Origin of the sequence: Nitrobacter sp. JJSN, from assembly GCF_051912485.1 — a bacterium.
Classification (GTDB): domain Bacteria; phylum Pseudomonadota; class Alphaproteobacteria; order Rhizobiales; family Xanthobacteraceae; genus Nitrobacter.
Genome location: NZ_CP196822.1, coordinates 2,067,674 through 2,089,655 on the forward strand (window position 1 = coordinate 2,067,674; position 21,982 = coordinate 2,089,655).

The 21,982-nt window shown below is 62.1% G+C and carries 23 protein-coding genes; 9 read left to right on the top strand and 14 right to left on the bottom strand.

Annotated elements, in window-relative coordinates:
* Positions 1-357: 357 nt before the first annotated feature.
* Positions 358-921 carry a cellulose biosynthesis protein BcsS gene (bcsS, locus tag ACSZOQ_RS10340; protein ID WP_439922456.1) on the top strand — a complete coding sequence of 188 codons (564 nt, stop codon included), beginning with the start codon at positions 358-360 and terminating at the stop codon, positions 919-921.
* A 75-nt stretch (positions 922-996) separates the two neighbouring features.
* On the opposite strand, the gene ACSZOQ_RS10345 is transcribed toward bcsS, so the two are convergent.
* The 12 genes from ACSZOQ_RS10345 to ACSZOQ_RS10400 all read right to left on the bottom strand — a co-directional run bounded on the left by ACSZOQ_RS10345 (position 997) and on the right by ACSZOQ_RS10400 (position 11,479).
* Positions 997-2,154 (bottom strand): ABC transporter permease, encoded by a 1,158-nt coding sequence (locus ACSZOQ_RS10345; protein ID WP_439922457.1) that lies wholly within the window; start codon positions 2,152-2,154, stop codon positions 997-999.
* Entirely contained in the window at positions 2,151-3,095 is a 945-nt protein-coding gene (locus ACSZOQ_RS10350) for an ABC transporter ATP-binding protein (RefSeq protein ID WP_439922458.1), read from the bottom strand. The genes ACSZOQ_RS10345 and ACSZOQ_RS10350 overlap by 4 nt, the downstream gene beginning before the upstream one ends.
* A 10-nt stretch (positions 3,096-3,105) precedes the next feature.
* The gene (locus tag ACSZOQ_RS10355; RefSeq protein WP_439922459.1) at positions 3,106-3,879 is read right to left on the bottom strand and encodes an HlyD family secretion protein; all 774 of its coding nucleotides are present in this window, start codon (positions 3,877-3,879) and stop codon (positions 3,106-3,108) included.
* Positions 3,876-4,598, bottom strand: a complete 723-nt coding sequence (locus ACSZOQ_RS10360) for a TetR/AcrR family transcriptional regulator (RefSeq protein WP_439922460.1) — start codon at positions 4,596-4,598, stop codon at positions 3,876-3,878. The genes ACSZOQ_RS10355 and ACSZOQ_RS10360 overlap by 4 nt, the downstream gene beginning before the upstream one ends.
* 158 nt (positions 4,599-4,756) lie before the next feature.
* Positions 4,757-6,361 carry an NTP transferase domain-containing protein gene (locus tag ACSZOQ_RS10365; RefSeq protein WP_439922461.1) on the bottom strand — a complete coding sequence of 535 codons (1,605 nt, stop codon included), beginning with the start codon at positions 6,359-6,361 and terminating at the stop codon, positions 4,757-4,759.
* The gene (locus ACSZOQ_RS10370; protein ID WP_439922462.1) at positions 6,358-7,050 is read right to left on the bottom strand and encodes an XdhC family protein; all 693 of its coding nucleotides are present in this window, start codon (positions 7,048-7,050) and stop codon (positions 6,358-6,360) included. Before ACSZOQ_RS10370 ends, ACSZOQ_RS10365 begins: the two co-directional genes overlap by 4 nt.
* Positions 7,051-7,057: 7 nt before the next feature.
* Positions 7,058-7,381, bottom strand: coding sequence for an XdhC family protein (locus ACSZOQ_RS10375; protein ID WP_439922463.1), 324 nt, complete (start codon positions 7,379-7,381; stop codon positions 7,058-7,060).
* Between the two features lie 13 nt (positions 7,382-7,394).
* Complete coding sequence (locus ACSZOQ_RS10380) at positions 7,395-8,597, bottom strand: vWA domain-containing protein (RefSeq protein ID WP_439922464.1); 1,203 nt, start codon at positions 8,595-8,597, stop codon at positions 7,395-7,397.
* Between the two features lie 12 nt (positions 8,598-8,609).
* Entirely contained in the window at positions 8,610-9,518 is a 909-nt protein-coding gene (locus ACSZOQ_RS10385; RefSeq protein ID WP_439926006.1) for an AAA family ATPase, read from the bottom strand.
* 39 nt (positions 9,519-9,557) lie between these two features.
* Positions 9,558-10,364, bottom strand: coding sequence for an FAD binding domain-containing protein (locus ACSZOQ_RS10390; RefSeq protein WP_439922465.1), 807 nt, complete (start codon positions 10,362-10,364; stop codon positions 9,558-9,560).
* Between the two features lie 44 nt (positions 10,365-10,408).
* Positions 10,409-10,894 (bottom strand): (2Fe-2S)-binding protein, encoded by a 486-nt coding sequence (locus tag ACSZOQ_RS10395; RefSeq protein WP_439922466.1) that lies wholly within the window; start codon positions 10,892-10,894, stop codon positions 10,409-10,411.
* 138 nt (positions 10,895-11,032) lie between these two features.
* Entirely contained in the window at positions 11,033-11,479 is a 447-nt protein-coding gene (locus tag ACSZOQ_RS10400; RefSeq protein ID WP_439922467.1) for an SRPBCC family protein, read from the bottom strand.
* Between the two features lie 184 nt (positions 11,480-11,663).
* Between ACSZOQ_RS10400 and pcaD the strand changes: the two genes are divergently transcribed.
* Entirely contained in the window at positions 11,664-12,446 is a 783-nt protein-coding gene (pcaD, locus tag ACSZOQ_RS10405; RefSeq protein WP_439922468.1) for a 3-oxoadipate enol-lactonase, read from the top strand.
* A gap of 51 nt (positions 12,447-12,497) precedes the next feature.
* Here the strand turns inward: pcaD and ACSZOQ_RS10410 are convergent, their stop codons facing one another.
* Positions 12,498-13,025, bottom strand: a complete 528-nt coding sequence (locus ACSZOQ_RS10410) for a hypothetical protein (RefSeq protein WP_439922469.1) — start codon at positions 13,023-13,025, stop codon at positions 12,498-12,500.
* Positions 13,026-13,478: 453 nt separating this feature from the next.
* Between ACSZOQ_RS10410 and ACSZOQ_RS10415 the strand changes: the two genes are divergently transcribed.
* The 6 genes from ACSZOQ_RS10415 (at position 13,479) to ACSZOQ_RS10440 (ending at position 19,853) form a co-directional block, all read left to right on the top strand.
* Positions 13,479-14,393 carry an ABC transporter permease subunit gene (locus ACSZOQ_RS10415; protein ID WP_439922470.1) on the top strand — a complete coding sequence of 305 codons (915 nt, stop codon included), beginning with the start codon at positions 13,479-13,481 and terminating at the stop codon, positions 14,391-14,393.
* Positions 14,394-14,403: 10 nt separating this feature from the next.
* Positions 14,404-15,792 carry a high-affinity branched-chain amino acid ABC transporter permease LivM gene (livM, locus tag ACSZOQ_RS10420; RefSeq protein ID WP_439922471.1) on the top strand — a complete coding sequence of 463 codons (1,389 nt, stop codon included), beginning with the start codon at positions 14,404-14,406 and terminating at the stop codon, positions 15,790-15,792.
* Positions 15,789-16,622, top strand: coding sequence for an ABC transporter ATP-binding protein (locus ACSZOQ_RS10425; RefSeq protein ID WP_439922472.1), 834 nt, complete (start codon positions 15,789-15,791; stop codon positions 16,620-16,622). Before livM ends, ACSZOQ_RS10425 begins: the two co-directional genes overlap by 4 nt.
* Positions 16,619-17,395 (top strand): ABC transporter ATP-binding protein, encoded by a 777-nt coding sequence (locus ACSZOQ_RS10430; protein WP_439922473.1) that lies wholly within the window; start codon positions 16,619-16,621, stop codon positions 17,393-17,395. The genes ACSZOQ_RS10425 and ACSZOQ_RS10430 overlap by 4 nt, the downstream gene beginning before the upstream one ends.
* A 190-nt stretch (positions 17,396-17,585) precedes the next feature.
* On the top strand, positions 17,586-18,707 hold the full coding sequence (locus ACSZOQ_RS10435) for a branched-chain amino acid ABC transporter substrate-binding protein (RefSeq protein WP_439922474.1): 1,122 nt from the start codon (positions 17,586-17,588) through the stop codon (positions 18,705-18,707).
* Between the two features lie 85 nt (positions 18,708-18,792).
* Positions 18,793-19,853, top strand: a protein-coding gene (locus ACSZOQ_RS10440) for an IS630 family transposase (protein ID WP_439922475.1) whose coding sequence is annotated in 2 segments (ribosomal slippage) — positions 18,793-19,282 and positions 19,282-19,853 — 1,062 coding nt in all. Because the reading frame shifts where the segments join, the coding sequence is not laid out codon by codon here.
* Between the two features lie 107 nt (positions 19,854-19,960).
* On the opposite strand, the gene ACSZOQ_RS10445 is transcribed toward ACSZOQ_RS10440, so the two are convergent.
* Positions 19,961-20,695: a cytochrome c biogenesis CcdA family protein gene (locus tag ACSZOQ_RS10445; protein ID WP_439922476.1), complete on the bottom strand. Its 735-nt coding sequence runs from the start codon at positions 20,693-20,695 to the stop codon at positions 19,961-19,963.
* A 221-nt stretch (positions 20,696-20,916) separates the two neighbouring features.
* Here ACSZOQ_RS10445 and ACSZOQ_RS10450 point away from each other — a divergent pair, with 221 nt between their 5' ends.
* Positions 20,917-21,915, top strand: coding sequence for a P1 family peptidase (locus tag ACSZOQ_RS10450; RefSeq protein WP_439922477.1), 999 nt, complete (start codon positions 20,917-20,919; stop codon positions 21,913-21,915).
* Positions 21,916-21,982 lie beyond the last annotated feature (67 nt).

A 21,982-nucleotide genomic window follows, 5' to 3' on the forward strand; every position in this document is an offset into this window, starting at 1 on the left:
CATCGGCGCCCAGATCGAGAACTGACCGCGCGCCCCAAATGTGAGGAACGGGACCGACCTGGTCTCTGTGGAAGTTCCGTTATTGTTCCCCTACGCGACCCCACGCCTCCCTGCTATCAATAGTTGTACGTATATAGCGGTTGGGCTTTTGGGGGCTCAGTGCGTTTAGGGGCGTCGTCGCGCGCAGTATGTTTGGCCGCCTTGCTGATGTGCGCGACCATAGGTCGGCCATTGGCCCAGCCGACGGCTGCCAGTCCGACACTGGCCGACAACCTCAGCGGCGGTTCCAAACCCGAACGATTCCTGTTTTTCAGCGGCGTCGATCTCTGGCGCAACGGACAGACCGGCTACGGCGGAATGATGCTGGCGCCGCAGGGAGACCTGAACAAGGACGGCCTTCTCATCCGTCTGTTCATGTCCGACGATTTCGAACGCTACGACACGCCGACGCAGCGCTTCACCACCAACATCTTCCGCGCCTCGATTCTGCCAGGCTGGCGCATCAAGCGCGGCAATGTCGAGATCAAGGTCTTCGCCGGACCCGCCGTCGAAAGCCATGCGTTGAAGCCCGACATCCCGACCGACACGCTGCGCGGCAACCATTTCGGCGCGCGCTTCGCGACGGAGATATGGTGGGAGCCTACGCCAATAATGATGGTGGCCGCCGCCGCCTCGGCCACGACGATCGGCACAGAATACAGCGCTCGTGCGGCGGCCGGCTGGCGCCTCCTCGATCGGTTCTGGATCGGACCTGAAGTCTCTGCATCGGCCGACGAGTTCAGCACCCAGTACCGGATCGGCGCGCACCTCACCGGCTTCAAGACCGGCGCCATGGAATGGTCTGTAGGCTCTGGTTTTGTCGAGGATAGTTTTCACCGCGGCGGAATCTATGGACGCATCGGCGTTCTGTTCCGGAAGTGACATTTCACCAGCGTCATAAGGCCAGCGCAGCCGTCGCGGATCGCCGCTAGGACTCTTTCCGGCGGCGACCCTAGTCTAATCCAGTGTGCGACGGAACCGTGTCACTGCGATCACCATGGCCACCAGCATCAGTGCCAGTAACGCGAGCGTGTCGTATTGCAGATTTTGCAGCGTCGCGCCCTTCAGCATGATGGCGCGGACAATCCGGACATAGTGCGTCAGTGGCAGGCACTCCCCGATATACTGTGCCCAGACCGGCATGCCGGCGAAGGGAAACATGAATCCGGACAGCAGAATGCTCGGCAGGAAAAACATCATCGACATCTGCATAGCCTGGAGCTGGTTCTGCACGATGGTCGAGAATGTATATCCGACGGCGAGATTGGTTGTGATGAACAGCGTCGACAGCAAAGCCAATAGCGTCAGGCTTCCGTCGATAGGAACGCGGAATAGCAGCGCCCCGATGCCGATGATTAAAGCTGCCTGAATGAATCCCACCAGCACGTAGGGCAGGATCTTGCCAATCATCACCTCTACCGGCGTGATCGGCATCGACAGAAGGCTTTCCATCGTGCCCCGCTCGATCTCGCGCGTGACCGACAAGGCCGTGAAGATCAGCATGGTCATGGTGAGGATAGTGCCGACAAGCCCGGGCACGATGTTCAGCCGCGAGGATGCCGCAGGATTGTAACGCGCATGCGCCCGGATTTCGAATGGCGGATCGGGTGGATCGCCAATGTACAGATCGTGCGCGAGCGCGGTCTGCACGATCGGGCCGAGCGCGCTCAGCGCGGAGCCGGCGGCGACGGGATCGGTGGCATCGGCGGCGACAAGCAGCGCCGGACGGTCACCGCGCCGCACGCCGCGCTCGAAGCCGCGCGGAATCTCGATGCCGAACAGAACCGCGCCGGATTTCAGGAGATTGTCGAAGCTATCGACGTCATGCACCTCCTGCGTAAAGCGAAAATAGGACGTGTTCTCCAGCGCCTTGAGAATGGAGCGCGCGAGGTCGCTATCCTCCTGCATCAGAACCGCGGTGGGCAGATGGCGCGGCGTGGTGTTGATCGCATAGCCGAACAGCAGAAGCTGCATCACCGGAATCATCACGATCATCGCGAATGACACCCGGTCGCGCCGGAGCTGGATGAACTCCTTTACCAGCATGGCGTAGCTGCGCCGCCAGAAGCCGAACGGCATTTCCCTTTCGGCGGAATGGTCGTCCGCGACACTCATTGGAAATTGTCCTTCGAACGACTCATCAGTTCGATGAACACGTCTTCCAGCGACGGCTCGCTCTGTTGCCAATGCAGATCGTCACGGGCGCGATACGGCGCGATCGTCGCTTCGAGCGCGGCCTTGTTGCGGCCGGAGACATGAAGGCTGGTGCCGAACGGCGCGGCCATGTCGATGCCCGGCTTCCCGGCAAGCTCGGCCGACAGTCCGTTGAGATCGCCGCCCGCGACCGTGTAGGTGGTCAGCGCAGACTTTGCGATGACGTCATCCACGGTACCGTGCGCAAGCAGATGACCGTAGGCGATGTAGGCGATCTCGTGACAGCGTTCGGCCTCGTCCATGTAGTGCGTCGAGACCAGAACCGTCAGGCCATTCGCGGCCAGCGCATGAATCTCGTTCCAGAATTCGCGTCGCGCCTTGGGATCGACGCCAGCGGTTGGCTCGTCGAGCAGAAGGAGCTGCGGGTTCGGCAGCGTGCAGGCGCCGAGCGCAAGGCGTTGCTTCCAGCCGCCGGACAATTCGCCCGCAAGCTGCTCCTCGCGACCGGTGAGACCGAGCCGTTTGATCATGGCCAGTGCCGCGCCGGGCGCATCACGGATGCCATAGAGTCGTGCGACGAACTCCAGGTTCTCGCGTACAGACAGGTCCTGATACAGGCTGAAACGCTGGGTCATGTAGCCGACCCGGCGCTTGATCTTGTCGGCATCGCGGCGGATGTCGTAGCCGAGACAGGTGCCCTCGCCGCTGTCCGGCGTCAGTAGTCCGCACAGCATGCGGATGGTGGTGGTCTTTCCCGAGCCGTTGGGACCGAGGAAGCCGTAGATCATTCCGCGCTTCACCTGCATGGACAGGTCGTGCACCACCTCGCGGCCGTTGAACGACTTCGACAGGCCGGAAACCTCGATCGCGACGTCGGAAGCTTTCATGGCTACCTGGCTCATAGCGCGGCCTTCAGTGTGTCGCGGCGTCGAGTTGAACGGTGATCGGCTGTCCGACGCGGAGACTGTCCGGTTTGTCAGGGCGCGCCTGAATCAGAAACACCAGCTTATTGCGCTCCTCGAGGCTGTAGATCACCGGCGGTGTGTATTCCGCCTGGGTGGCGATGAAATAAATCTTTGCCGTCAGATCCGGCGCACAGTTGTCACAGGTGATGCGGACGTCCTGCCCAATCCTGAGTTTCGGCAAATCCGGTTCCGAGACGAAGAACCGGATCTTCATGTTGCCTGGCGGCATGATCGACAACACCGGCCGTTGCGCTGGCGTCATTTCGCCTTCGCGAAAATAAATTTGCTGAATGGTCCCGGCGACCGGCGCAAAGCCCTTGCGCCGTGACAGTCGCGTGCGCGAGGTGATGACCCGCGCCTCCGCCACGCGCAGCGCCGAGACAGCGGAATCCAGAGTGGCCTGCGTGCCGGCGCCGGTCTTTTTCAGCGATGCCGCGCGGTCGTAAGTCTGCTGCGCATTCGCCAGCGTCGCCTCGTTCTGATTGTGATCAGCCTGCTGCAAGTCATCGTCGACCGAATAGAGCTGTGCGCCGACCTCGACAGCATCGCCCTCGCGCACATTCAGTTTGGTGACGCGGCCACTCTCGTCGGGACTGACAAAAATCATGTCTGCCTCGACCCAGCCCTGATAGCCCGGTGGCGACTTCTGGCCGCAGCCGGCAACGAGGATTGCCAGCGCCAACGCAGCACCGACACGCACGATGACGCGCAGCGGGGTCATGACACTCTCCGTTCGCCAAAGATCAGATCGAGATGGACCTTCAGCATCGCTACAGCATCGAGCGGCGCATGCCGGCCGAACAGGCCCTGCCACATCACGGCAACCATGGCGGGCGCAACGACGATCTGGGGGAAGTCGGCAAGGCGCGCATTGCGAATTTCTCCGCGCGCGATACCGTACGCGATCAGCTTGCGCATACCCTCGATGCCGCGCGAAACGACTTCACGAAAGTAGAAATCGGCGAGCGACGGAAAGCGCGTGCCCTCTGCCATGATCAGGCGAACGATATCGCCGCGCTTGGTCTCGGCAATGTCGCGCACAAAAGCCTCGGCGAAGCGTTCGAGGATCTCGCGAACCGATCCACCAGCGGCAGGCAAGGCCGTCAGATTTCCGATCAGCGGCACAAGCGCCGTGCGCACGAGCTCCTGGAACAGCGCCTCCTTGTCCTTGAAGTGCAGATAGATGGTGCCCTTGGCAACGCCTGCCCGCTTCGCCACATCGTCCAGACGGGTGGCGGCAAAACCACGCGCGGTGAATTCATCGAGACCAGCCGCGATGATCGCGGCGCGCCGCTGCGCCGCGCGTGCTGCGCGGTTCGGAGGCTTGGCCGTCCCGCCGGTCTGTGTGGGCGTCGTCGCACCGGCCTTGCTTGCGGCAGATCGGCCATTGGCGGAGTTCGCTGTAGCGGTCTTTCGCCGTTCGGATTTTGCAGTTTTCATAGATATTATTATGACTGACCAGTCAGTCATAATAAAGAGCAAACTTTCCTACGGGCGGTCAATCAGTCGTGATTGCAACCTATCTATCTCAATTAGAACAGAAATTTCTATAAACACCTACTGCAAGGACATGCAAACTTCACGGCAATGGGCCGCGATCAACCGCGTTGAACCGCCGCCAGTGTCTGCGGCGTATCGATATCGAGAAACGCGCCTTGACCCTCAACTGCGACTTCCGCGACGACCTCGCTGTGACGCGCGATCAGATGACGCGCGCCGACGTCACCGTCGAGCGACATCAGTTCTCCGAAGAATCGCCGCGACCACACCACGGGATTGCCGCGACTGCCATCGTTGACGGGGACCGCGATCAACATGCCGCTATCCGGCGCAAAGGCCGCAATCAGCCGATCGAGGAGATGCGCATCAATCAGCGGCATGTCGCCGAGGCAGACCAAGGCGCCGCCGGCGTCTTTCGGAACCACGCCGATGCCGGCCTTGATAGAACTGGCGAGACCTGTGGGGAAATCCGGATTATGCACGAACGTAACGTTCAGCCCGCGCAGCGCGCGCTCGACCTCGGCGGGTTGATGGCCGGTGACGACGGTCACGCTCGATGCTTTCGATGCCAGCACCTGTTCGGTCACGATGCGGACCAGCGGCTTGCCCCGCAGCTCTGCCAAAAGCTTGTTGGGACCGCCCATGCGGGTCGAACGACCGGCGGCGAGGATCACCGCCGCGATATTATTGTTGCTGTCAGTCGCAGGCGAAATACGCGGTTGCGGCCGCGTCACGATTTCCATCAGCAGCCCGCCGACCCCCATGCCGGTCAGGTCGCGGCGTGCGACCTTCAATCCAGCAAGCAGGCGCATCAGTACCCAATCGAACCCGTTCTCAACAGGAGACCGGGCGCAACCCGGTGCGCCCAGCACCGGCACGCCGCGCGCTTTTCCGATCAGAAGCAGGTTACCGGGATCGACCGGCATGCCGAAGTGCTCGACCACGCCGCCGGCACCTGTGAGAGCCACGGGAATAACATCGCGGCGGTCGGCAATCGCCGATGCACCGAACACGATGACCAGTTCAGCACCGAGATCGAGCATCTCCTTGATTGCCGCCGAGAGCACGGTTTGGTCGTGCGGCACGCGGCGCTCTGCGATGATCGTCGCGCCTGTGGGCGCGAGTCGTTCGGCGGTCACGCGCAAGGTCTTGTCGATCACCTTCGGCGCCAGACCAGGGAGTATGGTCGAGACGACACCGACGCGCTTGATGCGGTAAGGCGCAACGCGCAGAACGTCGCTGCGCGCCGCCGCCACCGCCGCATCGCGCAGCTGCGTCTCGACGCCGAATGGAATCAGCTTGACGGTCGCGATCATCTCGCCCTGGACCACCGGCTTGTAGGCCGGAAGCGTCGCAAACGTGATGGCTTCGTCGACATTGTTGATGCGGTTGACCGCCACGCGATCGATCACGAGCACGCCGGCCCTCGCCGCGAACAGGTTGGCCCGGCCGGTGAAGGCCCGTTCCACCGTGACGCCATCGCCGGCGACAGCTTTCGCGACATCCGCCGCCGCCAAATCCTCTGATACATCACCGTCCTCGAGGCGGACGACGACGACCTCCTTCACGCCCGCTCTGTTGAGCGCCTCAACCTCCACAGGCCCGATGGTGGTGCCTTTTTTGAGCACAAACGTACCCTGCCGCAGCGTATGAACGGTGACACCGCCGATCGCGTCGTCCGGAGTAGCGGAACCGAATTTCATGCCGCGCTCGCTTTCGGCAGCCTTAGCTGCGCCGTGATTTCCGCCATGATGGCCACGGCGATCTCGGAGGGTGAAATGGCGCCAATCTCCAGCCCGATTGGCGCATGAATGCGTGCGATGTCGGCCTCGGAAACGCCTTGTGCTTTGAGCCGGTCGGCGCGCGTGGCGTGTGTCTTCCGCGAGCCTAATGCTCCGATGTAGAAGCAATCGCTCTCGACAGCGTGCAGCAACGCCGGATCGTCAATTTTGGGGTCGTGAGTCACGGCGACGAAAGCGGTATAGTGATCGATATTGAGCGGCGGCAGCGCAATATCTGGCCACTCAGCGATCAGCACCACATCGGGAAACCGCTCCGGGCTCGCAAATGCCGTGCGCGGATCGACCACCGTGACGTCATACCCGAGAGAACGCGCCAGTGGCGCCAGCGCCTGACTGATGTGAACCGCGCCGACGATGACAAGCTTCGCTGTCGGTGCATAGACGTTCAGGAACAGCTTCCGGCCATCGATTTCGACTGTTCCGCTCTTGCCCATGCGCAGATGTTTGTCCAACTCCGCACGCAGGGGATCGCCAGCGAGGTCGGCAGCCTTCACGACGCGTTGGTCGCCATTACCAATATCGGTAACCACGATTACCGGCCGCCGCGCGGCCCGCTCCCTATTGATCTCTGCTAGCGCGGAAAGCTTCATTTCACGGTCAGCCGATTTTCTCGACAAAAACGCGGATGATGCCGCCGCAGGACAGTCCGACGGTCCACGCGGCTTCGTCAGCGACACCGAACTCCAGCATCTTGGGCGCACCGCTGGAGATCACGTCCATCGCCTCGGTCACCACGGCGCCTTCAACGCAGCCGCCGGAGACCGAGCCGAGAAACGTGCCGTCGTCGTTTATGACGAGGCTCGAACCCGCGGGACGCGGGGCCGAGCCCCAGGTTTCGATGACCGTCGCGAGCGCAACGCCATGGCCGGCTTTCTGCCAGTCCTCTGCCGCCTTCAGAATATCCTCATCGCGATCGAACATGACGACCACTCACTCAAGCTGCGGGACGGAGGGGATCGCGGCGACGCTGCACCGGCGCAGGGGATAGCGCGGCCAACAGCCCCTTGATAGATGACAAATTATGCACCGGACGAAATTCGTCAACGTGCGGCACCATCATTTTAATTCCTTGCGCCTTTGGTTCAAAGCCGTCATAGCGTAAAAGCGGGTTAAGCCAGATCAGCCGGCGGCAGGATCGGTGCAGCCGATCCATCTCGAACGCCAGTTTGGAGTCGACCTCACGCTCCAGCCCGTCGGTAATCAGCAGCACGATCGCGCCCTGCGCGAGCACGCGCCGACCCCACAGCTTGTTGAAATTGTGCAGCGAGGTCGCGATCCGTGTCCCGCCGGCCCAATCCTCGACCACGGATGAACAGGCGGCCAGTGCCTCGTCCGGATCCCGCGCGCGCAGCGCACGGGTCACATTGGTCAAACGCGTCCCGAACAGAAAGATCGAGACGCGCTTGCGCGCATCGGTAATGGCATGGAGGAAATGCAGAAACAGCCGGGTATATTCGCTCATCGAGCCGGAGATATCCAGCAGCGCCACGATCGGAGCCGGCTTGTCGATCAAGCCAAGGCGATGAATATCGACAATCTCGCCGCCGGTGCGCAGGCTTCCGCGCAGCGTCCGGCGCAGATCGAGCCGCGCTCCCCGATGATCGGGCCGGGTGCGTCGCGTGCGCAGCTCGGCCTGCGGGAGCCTCATCTTCGCAATGGCCTGCGTGACCTCGGAGATCTCCGCCGCGCTCATCTGGGCAAAGTCCTTCTTCTGCAGCAACTCGCGATCGGAGACGGAAAACCGTATCTCCTGCTCCTGGAGGGTCTCGCGCTCGCCGAAGACCCCGGGCTGCGCGAACGCCTCATGAACGCGCCGCGACGCGGGCGACGGCGGCTTCTTTGCCTGGTCCGGTAATAAGATCGAATCCAGCATGTTTTTCCATTCCTCCGCGGCGCAGAAGAACAGATCGAAGACCTGCGCAAAGATCGACGCATGTTCGTGGCGTGTCACGAAAATCGATTCAAGCGTGGTGAAGACGTCGGCGCGGTTGCCGATGTCGATCAGGCGCAAGGCATTCAGCGCGTCGATGACGGCGCCCGAGCCCACCGGAAGCCCGGCGGCGCGCAACGTGCGCGCAAAGCCGACGACGTTGTCGGCGATCCGGCCGGTCGGCGGGTTGAGATGATTGATGGCCATGCGCTTCCCGTTCTATTGATCGCTGGTCGCTTCCTTCAACACCTTCTGCAAGCTGTCGCCCTGCATTCGCCCGATATCATCCTGGTATTTCAAGAGCGCGCCGATGGTGTCGCCGACAACCTGGGAGTTCAGCGAACGAGCATCGAGCTCGGTCAACGCCGTCGCCCAGTCGATGGTCTCTGCGACGCCCGGATTCTTGTAGAGGTCCTGATTGCGCAGTGCCTGCACAAAACCAACCACCTGCTGCGACAATTTCGCGGAGATTCCGGGCACACGCGATTTGACGATCGCCAGCTCTCGCTCAGCGGAAGGATAATCGACCCAGTGATAAAGACAACGCCGCTTCAATGCATCGTGAATTTCGCGGGTCCTATTTGATGTCACGATGACGATCGGCGGCGCCGACGCCTTGACGGTGCCGAGTTCGGGGATCGTCACCTGAAAGTCGCTGAGGATTTCCAGGAGATAGGCTTCGAAAGCCTCGTCAGCACGGTCAAGTTCGTCGATCAGAAGCACCGGCGGGCCGGCCACATCCGGCTCCAGCGCCTGAAGCAGCGGCCGTTTAATCAAATATCTCTCAGCGAAGATGTCGCTGGACAACTGCTCGCGATCAGTATCGCCGGCCGCTTCCGCCAGACGGATTGCAATCATTTGCGAGGCGCTGTTCCACTCGTAGACAGCCGACGCGACATCGAGGCCCTCGTAACATTGCAGCCGGATCAGCTTGCGTCCCAATGCGGCTGACAACACTTTCGCGATCTCGGTCTTGCCGACGCCAGCCTCGCCTTCGAGAAACAGCGGCCGTCCCATACGCAGCGAAAGAAACACAACCGTCGCCAGCGACCGCTCGGCGAGATAGCCGTGCTTCGCCAGCAAGTCGAGCGTCGCATCGACGGAGGTCGGCAGCACTAATGTCGTCATCATAATGAAACCTGACCGGACCCAACCAACATCCACATGTCATACCTTGCCGTTCGCGGCATCGACGGCGCGCCGCGCAAGCACCCCGATCAGATGTGCGCGATATTCCGCGCTGCCATGTAAGTCGCTGTTGAGGCCGGCATCCGGCACCAGCAATCCTTCGAGCGACTTCGACTTGAAACTCTTCTTCAAGGCCTCTTCAAATGCCGTCACGCGGAACACGCCATCCTCGCCAGCACCGGTGACGGCGACGCGCACATCCGACGGACGCCTGGCGACGAATACGCCGACCAGCGCGTAGCGCGAGGCCTGATTGCGGAATTTCTGGTAGGCCGCCTTCTTCGGCAGCGGAAACATCACCCGGGTGATAATCTCGTCGTTCTCCAGCGCCGTGGTGAAAAGCCCCTGGAAAAACTCATACGACTTCAGGCGGCGCTTGTTGGTGACGATGGTGGCGCCGAGCGCCAGGCAGGCAGCCGGATAGTCGGCGGTCGGGTCGTTGTTAGCGAGCGAGCCGCCGATGGTGCCCTTGTGACGCACGGCGGGATCGCCGATCATACCGGCGAGTTCGGCCAGCGCCGGGATCGCCTCGCCCACGATCGGCGAATTAGCGACGTCGGCGTGCTTCGCGGTCGCGCCGATCACGAGCGAGCGCCCCTTCATCTCTATGCCGTCGAGACCTTCTATGTGGGAGAGATCGATCAGATGCGCGGGGCTCGCGAGCCGCTGCTTCATGACTGGCAGCAGCGTGTGGCCGCCGGCGATCAGCATGGCGTCTTCGTTCTTGACCAGCAGGTTGGCGGCCTGCCGTACCGTCGCCGGTCGATGATATTTGAATGCGTACATGGCTTAGGTTCCCGGAATCATAGCGCGATGTCGAGACTTCAAGCTCATGAAAGATCCGATTTCGCCATCGCCATGGCTCCGGCCGCAATCGATTCGACGATGTTCTGATAACCAGTGCAGCGGCAGAGATTACCCTCCAGCTCATCACGAATGGTGCGATCGTCGAGATCGTGCCCCTTCCGATGGACCATATCGATCGCGGTCATGATCATGCCCGGGGTGCAGAAGCCGCATTGCAAGCCGTGGTGCTCGCGAAAGGCCTCCTGCATCGGATGCAGCGGCGCACCGTCCACGGCGAGGCCTTCGATGGTCCTGACCTCGTGCCCGTCTGCCATTACCGCCAGTGTAGTGCATGACTTTACAGCTCTGCCGTCGAGATGCACGACACAGGCACCGCATTGCGAGGTGTCGCATCCGACATGGGTGCCGGTGAGGCGCAGATTTTCGCGCAGGAACTGCACCAGCAGCGTGCGGGGGTCGATATTGGCGGTGGTCGGATTGCCGTTCACGATCAGCGAAATCTTGGCCATCGGCGCTCTCTTTAACTGCCCCACATTAAACAGTCGTTCAAAAATCATTCAATATTATAACATGATATGGGCCATCCCGATAATGGGCAACCTTATGCGGGCAACACCGGTCGTGATGAAACGAACCCTTTGACAGGCCTATCCCTGAACCACCTTGGCGAAGTTCGCGAAAAATTCGTCGGCCAGCTTCTTGGCCGTACCGCTAATCAACCGCTGGCCCAATTGCGCCAGCTTGCCGCCGGTCTGCGCCTCGACATCGTATTTGAGCAGGGTACCGCCGTCCTGATCGGCCAGCAACACAGTCGCATTACCCTTGGCAAAACCGGCGACGCCGCCCTCCCCTTCGCCCGAAATCTTGTATCCGTTCGGTGGGTCGAGATCGCTGAGCGTCACCTTGCCCTTGAAGCGGGCGGATACGGGACCGACCTTCATCTTGGCGACGGCCTGGAATTCATTCGCATCGGTCCTGGTCAATTCCTCACAACCGGGAATGCACATCTTCAAAACCTCGGGATCGTTGAGCTTGGCCCAAACCGCGACGCGGGACGCTGCGAGCAGGACTTCACCGTTCATCGTCATGGCCATGCGTTTGCCTCCTCGACCGCATGCCGCCCCCGCTCGACGGCGTTCGCCCATCAGGTAGGAAACGGCGGATAAAAAAGAAAGAGGATCGTGGCCGAAGACGCGGTGCATAACTATCGCGACACGATTTCCATGGTGGAACGGATCGCTCCAAACTAGAACGCTTGAGTGTGCGGGAGGAAATTCAATGCCCATGATCGATGCCGACGGCTGCCTGCTCAATGTCTCCGTCGAGGGACGCGACGGCGGCCCGACCCTGATGCTGTCGAACGCGCTCGGTTGCACGCTGCAGATGTGGGAGCCACAAATGGCGGCGCTATCGAAACTGTTCCGCATCGTGCGTTATGACCGGCGCGGCCACGGCAAGTCCGGCATGCCACCCGGCCCCTATTCGATGGAGCGGCTCGGCCGCGACGTGCTGGCGATTCTGGATGATCTCAATATCGCGAAGACACACTGGTGCGGATTGTCCATGGGCGGCATGGTCGGCCAATGGCTCGGAGCGAACGCGCCGGAACGCTTCGATCGCATCATTCTCGCCAACACCGGTTGCTACTATCCCGACCCGACCAACTGGTACACCCGCATCAAGGCCGTGAAGGATGGCGGCCTCGCTGCGATCGTCGACACCGTGATCAACGGCTGGCTGACCGCCGATTTTCGCGAACGCGAGCCGCAGATCACGGCGAGGCTGAAGGCCATGCTGAGCGCGTCTCCACCGGAGGGCTACATCGCCTGCTGCGAGGCGCTGAGCACGCTGGATCAGCGGGCGCTGCTGCCGCGCATCAAGAGCCCCACGCTTGTGATCGCCGGGCGGCACGATACGGGGACGCCCGTCGCGGCAGGCGAATACATCCGCAGCCAGATTCCCGGCGCCAGCATGACCATCCTCGACGCCGCACACATCTCCAATGTCGAGCAATCGCACGCCTTCACCGAGGCCGTGGCCGGCTTCCTGATGCAACGGTAATCAATGAACGTCGGCGGCCCACCAAGCGGGACATGGAGCCTGCGCGATCGTTCAGGAACCGGGGCTGCTGAAGGGATAGATTTCCGGCTGCGGCGGCCATTGTCGCACCGGCGCATCGCGCTGGAACGGCGGCTCGACCGCCATCAGGATCGCACCACCGAGCAGCAGCAGCAGTTCGGTCGCGTGCAGGCGCATCGCGGCCATCTCACCGACCCGTGAAGCCATCACCATGCTGCCGAAGGTGATGAGGCTGCCGATTCCGAGCGCCAACGCCAACGCCTCGTCGCAGCCGCCGGATTTCCGGATCGAGGCGCGAGTCGTCATCAACAGGAATACCGCGAAAAACGCGACGACAGTCATCTTGCCGAGCGCGAGCAGCCAAGCAAAGCGGACCGTGTTCATCGCTGCAAAATTGAGGTGGTCGCTCAGGAAGAGTGCCACCGCAACATTGGGAAGATCATAAAGGCCGTGTACCGGCGACACCACGATCTTGAACGCCACGACGGTCCATACCGGAACGAAATAGAGCGCCAACAATGCGCCATTGACCGTGCTGATCCGCCAGGAATTCGTCGCCATATCGCCATCCGCTGTTTGCGTGGCCGCCGTTGTCCGGAGCCCGGCGCGGCCTTGATGGCGAGGTAACCCCTGTAAACTCGGGCGGACAATTGAAACCCTTTATTTACCTTAATGGGCCCATCGCCCTGTGGACAACGTGGCGGCCGCGAGCAGGAAAACACAATCCGGCCTTTGCGGCGGGATTTCTGGAAGCCTAGGGAACTCCTGTTGCCGGCTCCAGTCCTGCAGCTGCCGACCTGGCTTCTGGCCACCTTGCCACGACCTCTCCGTGCTGCCGGAACCGGAAAGGCGCGCGAGCGAAATGTATAGCCGCTGGATGCCCGGACGCAGTTGCCGCGGTTGCCGCACCCGGTCGCCACTGTTAGACATTGATTCAAGACGCGCCGGTCCGGCTGCCGGAGCCCATCACCGCGTCCGATATCGCCGCGTTGGGGACGCAGATTACGGCAGCGCATGGATTATTTTGCCCAGCAACTGATCAACGGCCTCGTGCTCGGCTCGATCTATGGCCTGATCGCGATCGGCTACACGATGGTCTATGGCATCGTCGGCATGATCAATTTCGCTCACGGCGACATCTTCATGATCGGCGGCTTCATCGCGCTCATCACCTTCCTGATCCTGGTATCGATCGGCCTCACCGCCGTGCCGCTGATCCTGCTTGTCGTGCTGCTGGTCTCCATGGCAGTCACTGCCGTTTACGGCTGGGCCGTCGAGCGCATCGCCTACCGGCCGCTGCGACATTCGTTCCGCCTCGCGCCGATGCTGTCTGCGATCGGCATGTCGTTCGTGCTGTCGAATTTTTCGCAAGTGACACAGGGCGCGCAGGTCAAGCCGATACCGCCGCTCATTACCGGCGGTCACAGCCTGTACGAACAGGGTGATTTCACCGTGCGGCTGTCCAACGTGCAGATCGCCGTGGTGCTCACGACGGTGGTGCTGCTTGCGATCTTCACCTGGGTAGTATCGCGCACCCGCCTCGGCCGCGACATGCGCGCCTGCGAGCAGGATCAAACGATGGCGGCGTTGCTCGGCGTCGACGTCGATCGCACTATCTCCATGACCTTCGTGATCGGAGCTGCGCTCGCCGCCGTCGCAGGCATCATGTACCTGCTCTATTACGGCCTCGTCGATTTCTTCATGGGCTTCGTCGCGGGCATCAAGGCATTCACGGCGGCGGTGCTCGGCGGCATCGGCTCGCTGCCCGGCGCGATGCTCGGCGGCCTTGCGATCGGGCTGATCGAGACCCTCTGGTCGGCCTATTTTTCGGTCGAGTACAAGGACGTCGCGGCCTTCTCGATCCTCATTGTTGTGCTGATCTTCATGCCTACCGGCCTGCTTGGCCGGCCCGAAGTCGAAAAAGTCTGACGGATCCGACGTGGCAGCGCCAGCTTCGAGACAACAAACCGCGACGCGCGATGCTGCCATCGTCTTCATCCTGAAGAAATCCGTCATCAGCGCTTGCGTGGCGCTGATCCTGTTTTCGCTGATGGTCGGCATCCGCACCCATCCGAACGAAAGCGGGCAACTGACCTACACGACGCGCTTCGGCGAACTCGCCGCGATGGTCGCCATCGTGTTTGGCGGCAGCATCGTCCTCGAACTGCTTCGGCGCTGGTGGGGGCCCGTAGACGCCGTGCGGATCATTCCGCCGCCGGTCCAGACCGGCTTCCGCATCGCGCGCCGGCTGCTCGGGCCGGCGCTGCTGATCTTCGCGCTACTGGTGCCGGTGATCTTCTACAATCAGCGCTACCTGCTCGATCTCGGCATTCTGGTGCTGACCTATGTCATGCTCGGCTGGGGCCTCAACATCGTCGTCGGCCTCGCCGGCCTGCTCGACCTCGGCTACGTCGCATTCTATGCGGTCGGCGCTTATTCCTATGCACTGCTGGCGCAAAGCGGCCTGCCGTTTCCATATTTTATGGAGACCTATCCTTATATCGCGATGGATTTCGTGCAACTCGGACCATGGGCGTTCTGGGTGCTGTTGCCAATCTCCGGACTGCTCGCCGCGTTCTGGGGCGTGCTGCTCGGCTTCCCGGTGCTCCGGCTGCGCGGCGACTATCTCGCTATTGTTACGCTGGCGTTCGGAGAGATCATTCGCCTCGTCATCATCAACTGGCAGGATCTCACCGGCGGGCCGAACGGCGTCAGCGGCATTCCGCGACCGACGTTCTTCGGCATTCCGCTGTCTCCCGGTGAGGATGGGCTTGCCGCAAAACTAGGCATCGATTTCTCCCCGACCCACCGCATCGTGTTCCTATTCTATATTATTCTTGTGCTGGCGCTGCTCACCAACTGGGTCACCATCCGCCTGCGGCGACTGCCGATCGGCCGAGCCTGGGAAGCGATGCGCGAAGATGAAGTCGCCTGCCGAGCGCTCGGTATCAATATCACCACGACAAAACTTTCAGCCTTCGCCACCGGCGCCATGTTCGGCGGATTCGCCGGCGCTTTCTTCGCGACCCGCCAGGGCTTCATCAGTCCCGAATCCTTCACCTTTCAGGAATCGGCACTGGTTCTCGCCATCGTCGTGCTCGGCGGCATGGGCTCGCAGCTTGGTGTGGCACTCGCCGCGATTGCAATGATTGGCGGATTTGAGTTGTTCCGCGGCCTCGATCAATTCCGCATGCTGGTGTTCGGCGGCGTCATGGTGCTGTTGATGATCTGGCGGCCGCGCGGCCTGATCGGCCACCGATCGCCGACGGTTTTTCTCGAGCATAACCGGGCGATCTCATCCGACCTCGTCAAGGAAGGTCACGGATGACCGACGGCGACGACATCCTTACCGTCGAGCACTTGTCGATGCGCTTCGGCGGAATCGTCGCGGTCAAGGATCTGTCCTTCGCCGCGCGGCGAAGCAAGATCACCGCGCTGATCGGGCCGAATGGCGCAGGCAAGACCACCGTCTTCAATTGCATCACCGGTTTCTACAAACCGAGTGGCGGTTCGATGCGACTGACGCACGCCGGCGGCCGCGTTCTGCGCCTCGAGCGGCTGAATGACTTTCGGATTTCCAAGCTGGCGAAAGTCGCCCGCACATTTCAGAACATCCGCCTGTTTCCGGGGATGACGGCGCTAGAGAACCTGATGGTCGCCCAGCACAACACGCTGATGCGCGCATCAGGCTTCACGCTGCTCGGATTGCTCGGACTTCCGTCGTGGCGCGCGGCGGAGCGGGAGGCTATCGATCTGGCTCGATCCTGGCTCGATCGCATCGGCCTGCTCCAACGCGCCGATGACGCTGCCGGCAACCTGCCCTACGGCGACCAGCGCCGCCTCGAAATCGCGCGCGCCATGTGCACCGAGCCGGCGCTGCTTTGCCTCGACGAGCCCGCCGCCGGCCTGAACGCGCGGGAAAGCGCCGCGCTGAACGAACTTTTGCTGTCGATCCGCGACGATCATGGCACCTCGATTCTGCTGATCGAGCATGACATGTCGGTTGTAATGGAGATTTCGGACCACATCGTGGTCCTGGACTACGGCGTCAAGATTGCGGACGGTGGGCCGCGCGCCATCCGCGACGATCCCAAGGTGATCGCGGCTTATCTCGGCACCGGCGATGACGAGGAGATCACGGCCGGAGTCGCCACATGACCGCGCTGCAAGACGAAATTCCAACCGCCCGCTCTTCGCAGGATACACCCCTGCTCGCGACCCGCGGGTTGCGCGCGGCCTACGGAAAGATCGAAGCGCTGAAAGGCGTTGATCTTGTCATCAGGCCCCGCGAGATCGTGACGCTGATCGGCGCCAACGGCGCCGGCAAATCGACGCTGATGATGACGATTTTCGGCCGTCCACGCGCCAAGGCCGGCAGTATCGAATTCGACGGTCGCGACATCACCGACATGGCGACCCACGAGATCGCGCGCATGCGCATCGCACAGTCGCCCGAAGGACGGCGAATTTTCCCACGCATGAGCGTCGCCGAAAATCTGCAGATGGGCGCCGACGCAACCGAGTCGGGCGAACGCGACCGCGCGGCGAGCCTCGAGCGCGTGCTGACTTTGTTTCCGCGTCTGAAGGAGCGTCTGACCCAGCGCGGCGGCACGCTGTCCGGCGGCGAGCAGCAGATGCTGGCCATCGGCCGCGCGCTGATGAGCCGCCCGCGATTGCTGATGCTGGATGAGCCATCCCTCGGACTCGCGCCCCTGATCGCCCGCCACATCTTCGATGCGATTCGCACGCTCAATCGCGAGGACGGCCTGACTGTGCTGGTGGTCGAGCAGAATGCCAACCACGCGCTGCGGCTTGCGCACCGCGGCTACGTGATGGTCAATGGCCTGATCACGCTCAGCGGAACCGGCTCCGAACTGCTGGCAAGGCCTGAAATCCGCGCGGCCTATCTGGAAGGCGGCCGGAAAACCTAGCGTTCTTCGAATCGTACATGATCACTGCTTTCGCGGGGACAACGCGGCGAAACTCCGCTCGATTACGGCGGCGGAATGACGCGCAACCTCAAATTGCCGATGACTTAGCCGCCGATTCAGCCGACAATGCGTCAGCTCATTATCTGGCGCCGGCCGAACCTTCCTTCAAAGATCATCGCGAGGACCACGTATGACACCATTGAAGCTCATCGGCCTGGCCCTGGGGGCGTCGCTCGCTCTGTCGTCGGTCGCGTTCGCGCAGGACATCACCATCGCAGTGGCGGGCCCGATGACGGGCGGCGAGTCCGCGTTCGGCCGGCAACTCAAGAACGGCGCCGATCAGGCGATAGCCGATCTGAACGAAGCTGGCGGCGTACTCGGCAAGAAGCTCGCGCTGTTCGTTGGCGACGACGCCTGCGATCCGAAGCAGGCCCGCTCGGTCGCGGAGAAGATCGCCAGCCGGGGCATTCCATTCGTGGCGGGACATTACTGCTCGTCATCGTCGATTCCGGCCTCGGAGGCCTATGCCGACGGCAACGTGTTGCAGATCACGCCCGCTTCGACCAATCCGCTGTTCACCGAGCGCAAGCTCTGGAACGTCGCCCGGGTCTGCGGCCGCGACGATCAGCAGGGTCTGGTCTCCGCCGATTACATCCTCAAGAATTACAAAGGCAAGAACGTCGCCATTCTCAACGACAAGACGACCTACGGCAAAGGCCTCGCTGACGAAACCAAAAAGGCGCTTAACAAGGCCGGCTTCCAGGAGAAAATGTTCGAGTCGTACAATAAGGGCGACAAGGATTTCACCGCGATCGTCTCGCGCATGAAGCGCGACAATATCGATCTGGTCTTCGTCGGCGGCTATCATCAGGAAGCCGGGTTGATGGTGCGCCAGATGCGCGATCAGGGCATGAAGACCGTTCTGATGGCGGGTGACGCGCTGGCCGACAAGGAATTTGCGTCGATCACCGGCCCGGCCGCAGCGGGCACGCTGTTCACCTTCGGCCCTGATCCGCGCAAGAAGCCGGCGGCCAAAATGATCGTCGATCGATTCAAGGCCAAGGGCGTCGATCCCGAGGGCTACACTCTCTACACCTATGCGGCGATGCAGGTGTGGGCACAGGCCGCCGCCAAGGCCGGCACGACCGATCCCGTGAAAGTCATGAAGGCCATGAAGGCGGGCGCGTGGGATACCGTGCTCGGCAAGCTGGAATTCGATGCCAAGGGCGACATCAAGGCAATCGACTATGTCATCTACAAATGGGACGACAAAGGCAACTATGCCGAACTCGACCCCGGCAAGGGGACGTAATACCAAATCTCGGGGAGCGTGACTCTGTGGGGCTTTTCAAATCAGCGGCGGGCTGATTCAACGTGGCGAACGAGGGAGGTTCACCATGTCGCCTCTACCACTCCGGGCTGATTTCAACGCACAGACGACACGGTCCGCTGCCAGGCGGTCGAAAGATGGGCCGCAGGCGCGGCGACTTCTGGCTCTGGCCGCGATCTACGACGGTGCGACGCGGACGGAAGCAGCCAGGATCGGCGGAGTGGGTGTGCAAATTGTTCGCGACTGGGTGATGAAGTTCAATGCACTCGGCCCGGACGGCCTTTTCGATCGCAAGGCGCCCGGGCAACCGTCCCGGCTCAAGGACGAGCATCGTCAGGTGTTGGCCGCCGTGATCGAAAGCGGGCCGATCCCTGCTATTCACGGCGTTGTCCGTTGGCGCATCGTCGATCTCTGCCAGTGGCTGTATGAGGAGTTCAGGGTCACAGTCTCCAAGCAGACTCTGAGCCGGGAGCTGCGAGGCATGGGCTATCGCAAGCTCAGCGCCCGTCCGCGCCATCATGCGCAAGCCGAGGGCGCGATCGAGAATTTTAAAAAACCTTCCCAGCCCGAGTGGCGGAAATTGCGAAGGACAAGAGCGTCGATCCAGCCGATATAGAAATATGGTTTGGCGACGAGGCGCGCATCGGCCAGAAGAACAAGATCACGCGACGTTGGGCGCGGCGCGGAACGCGGCCTTCGGCGCCGCGCGACCAGCGAACCGCCTCCACTTACATCTTCGGCGCGATCTGCCCGAAGGACGGCAAGGGCGCAGCCCTCGTCCTGCCCGCATGCAACACCGAGGCGATGAACCTGCATCTGGCCGAAATCGCGACCGAGGTCACGCCAGGCAAGCATGCCATCTTGCTGCTCGACCAGGCCGGCTGGCATCTGTCGAGCCGGTTGATCGTTCCACCCAACATCACGATCCTGCCGCTGCCAGCGAAATGCCCGGAACTTAATCCGCAGGAAAATGTCTGGCAGTTCATGCGCGACAATTGGTTGTCGAACCGCGTGTTCAAGTCCTACGAAGATATCGTCGATCACTGCTGCTACGCCTGGAACAGGCTAATCGATCAGCCTTGGCGCATTATGTTCATCGGAATGCGTGATTGGGCGTACCGGTTTTGATCAGCGAGTCTTGGTATAAGACAGCATACCGATTTGCCGTGACATTCAACGCCCCGGTTCGCCGGGGCGTTTTTCATGCCGGACACGACAAGGCAAGCCTGAACCGGCTACCCGAAATTCTGCAACGCCGGAAAAGTCTCCAGCAACCAGATGCTGACGTTGGAGATCGTGCCGGTGAGAAACGCGATGCCGGTTAGCACCATCAACACACCGATCCCGCGCTCTATCGTATGGAGGTGGCGTTTCATGCGATTGAACAGCGAGGCAAACTGTTCGATCATGAACGCCGCCAGCAGGAACGGAATGCCGAGCCCCGCCGAATACACCGCGAGCAACCCGGCCCCCTTCACGACAGTAGCCTCCGCCGCCGCGACCGACAGGATCGCCGCAAGGATAGGCCCGATGCACGGCGTCCAGCCGAACGCAAAGGCGAGTCCCATTACGTAGGCGCCCCACAGGCCGACCGGCTTCGGCGCGGTGAGCCGTCCTTCGCGCATCAGAAAGCCGATCCGCGTCAGGCCCAGAAAGTGCAGGCCCATCACGATGATAACGATGCCGGCGACGATCGACAGTTGCGCCGACCAGGCCCGGATGAGGCCGCCGACGAAGCTCGCGCTGGCGCCAAGCGCGACGAACACCGTGGAAAAGCCGAGCACGAACGTCAAGGCGGCGAGCATCACGGCCCGCTTCGAGGCCCTGGTCGTCTCGTCGTTGGATACGTGTTCGATGGTCGCGCCGGTCAGATAGATCAGATAGGGCGGCACCAGCGGCAGGACGCAGGGCGACAGGAAGCTGACAAGGCCCGCGACCAGCGCGGCAGGAACGGAAACGTCGTGAATCATAAGGCTACTTGCCCTGCGAAGGCGCCATGACGCAAGAGCTTCGCTCCCTCCCCCGACATTTGTGATCGAACCGTGATTGGTTGACGCTGGCGCGCTCATGCCGTCATCTGGCGATCGGCCGGTCGCCGGCACCTGGTGTGGTGGTTCAGAAGTTCGCTACCGAGGGCGCCGCGCAGTGAGGCGAACTTTGGATTCGGGATACTAGCCTACGAGGCCGAACCATGAAGAACCTGCTCACCGACATTCCGGGCCTCCGTGTCGGCCACGCCGGTGATTCAGCGCTCGCCTCCGGCGTCACGGCGGTAATTTTCGACTCCCCGGCGGTCGCAGCAATGGACGTGCGTGGCGGCGGGCCGGGCACGCGCGACAGCGCCCTGCTCGACCCGATCAACACGGTGGAGCGGATCGACGCGCTGGCGCTGTCAGGCGGCTCTGCTTTCGGAATCGAGGCCGGCGGCGGCATTCAGGCCTGGCTGGCGGAACAGGGGCGCGGCTTCGCGATCCGAGATGCCGTTGTCCCCATCGTGCCCGGCGCCGTCGTGTTCGATCTCCTGAACGGCGGCGACAAGCGGTGGGGCCGGTTCGCGCCCTATCGCGATCTCGGCTACGCCGCGGCAGCGGCAGCCGGAGACAATTTTGCACTCGGCAACGCCGGTGCCGGGCTCGGCGCCACCACCGCCAATTTGAAGGGCGGTCTAGGCTCGGCTTCGGCCGCGACGCCAGATGGTGTGCGGGTGTCGGCGCTTGCGGTGGTCAATGCGGTCGGCAGCGTCACCGTCGGCGATGGCCCCTGGTTCTGGGCCGCGCCATTTGAATCCGGGGGCGAATATGGCGGACGCGGACTGCCACCGTCGTTCACGCCGGACATGCTGACGATGCGATTGAAGGGCGCCCCGGCGACAACCGCCGGCGAAAACACCACGCTCGCCGTCGTCGTCACCGATGCCATACTCACCAAACCGCAAGCCAGACGGCTCGCGATCATCGCGCAAACCGGCTTCGCGCGGGCGATCTATCCGGTGCACGCTCCGCTAGACGGCGATGTCGTATTCGCTGCTGCCACCGGCGCTAGGCCGATCGATCCGCTCGTTGGACTGACCGAACTCGGCATGATCGCAGCCAACACAGTGGCTCGCGCGATCGCACGCGGTGTCTATGAGGCTACCGCGCTGCCATTCCGGGATGCACTGCCAGCCTGGAAGGATCGGTTCGCACGCTAAGGATTTTCCACGCTCGGAGGGCGGCGCCCGGTCGCGGTTTTGCGGCGGCCCGCCGGATTTTTACTTA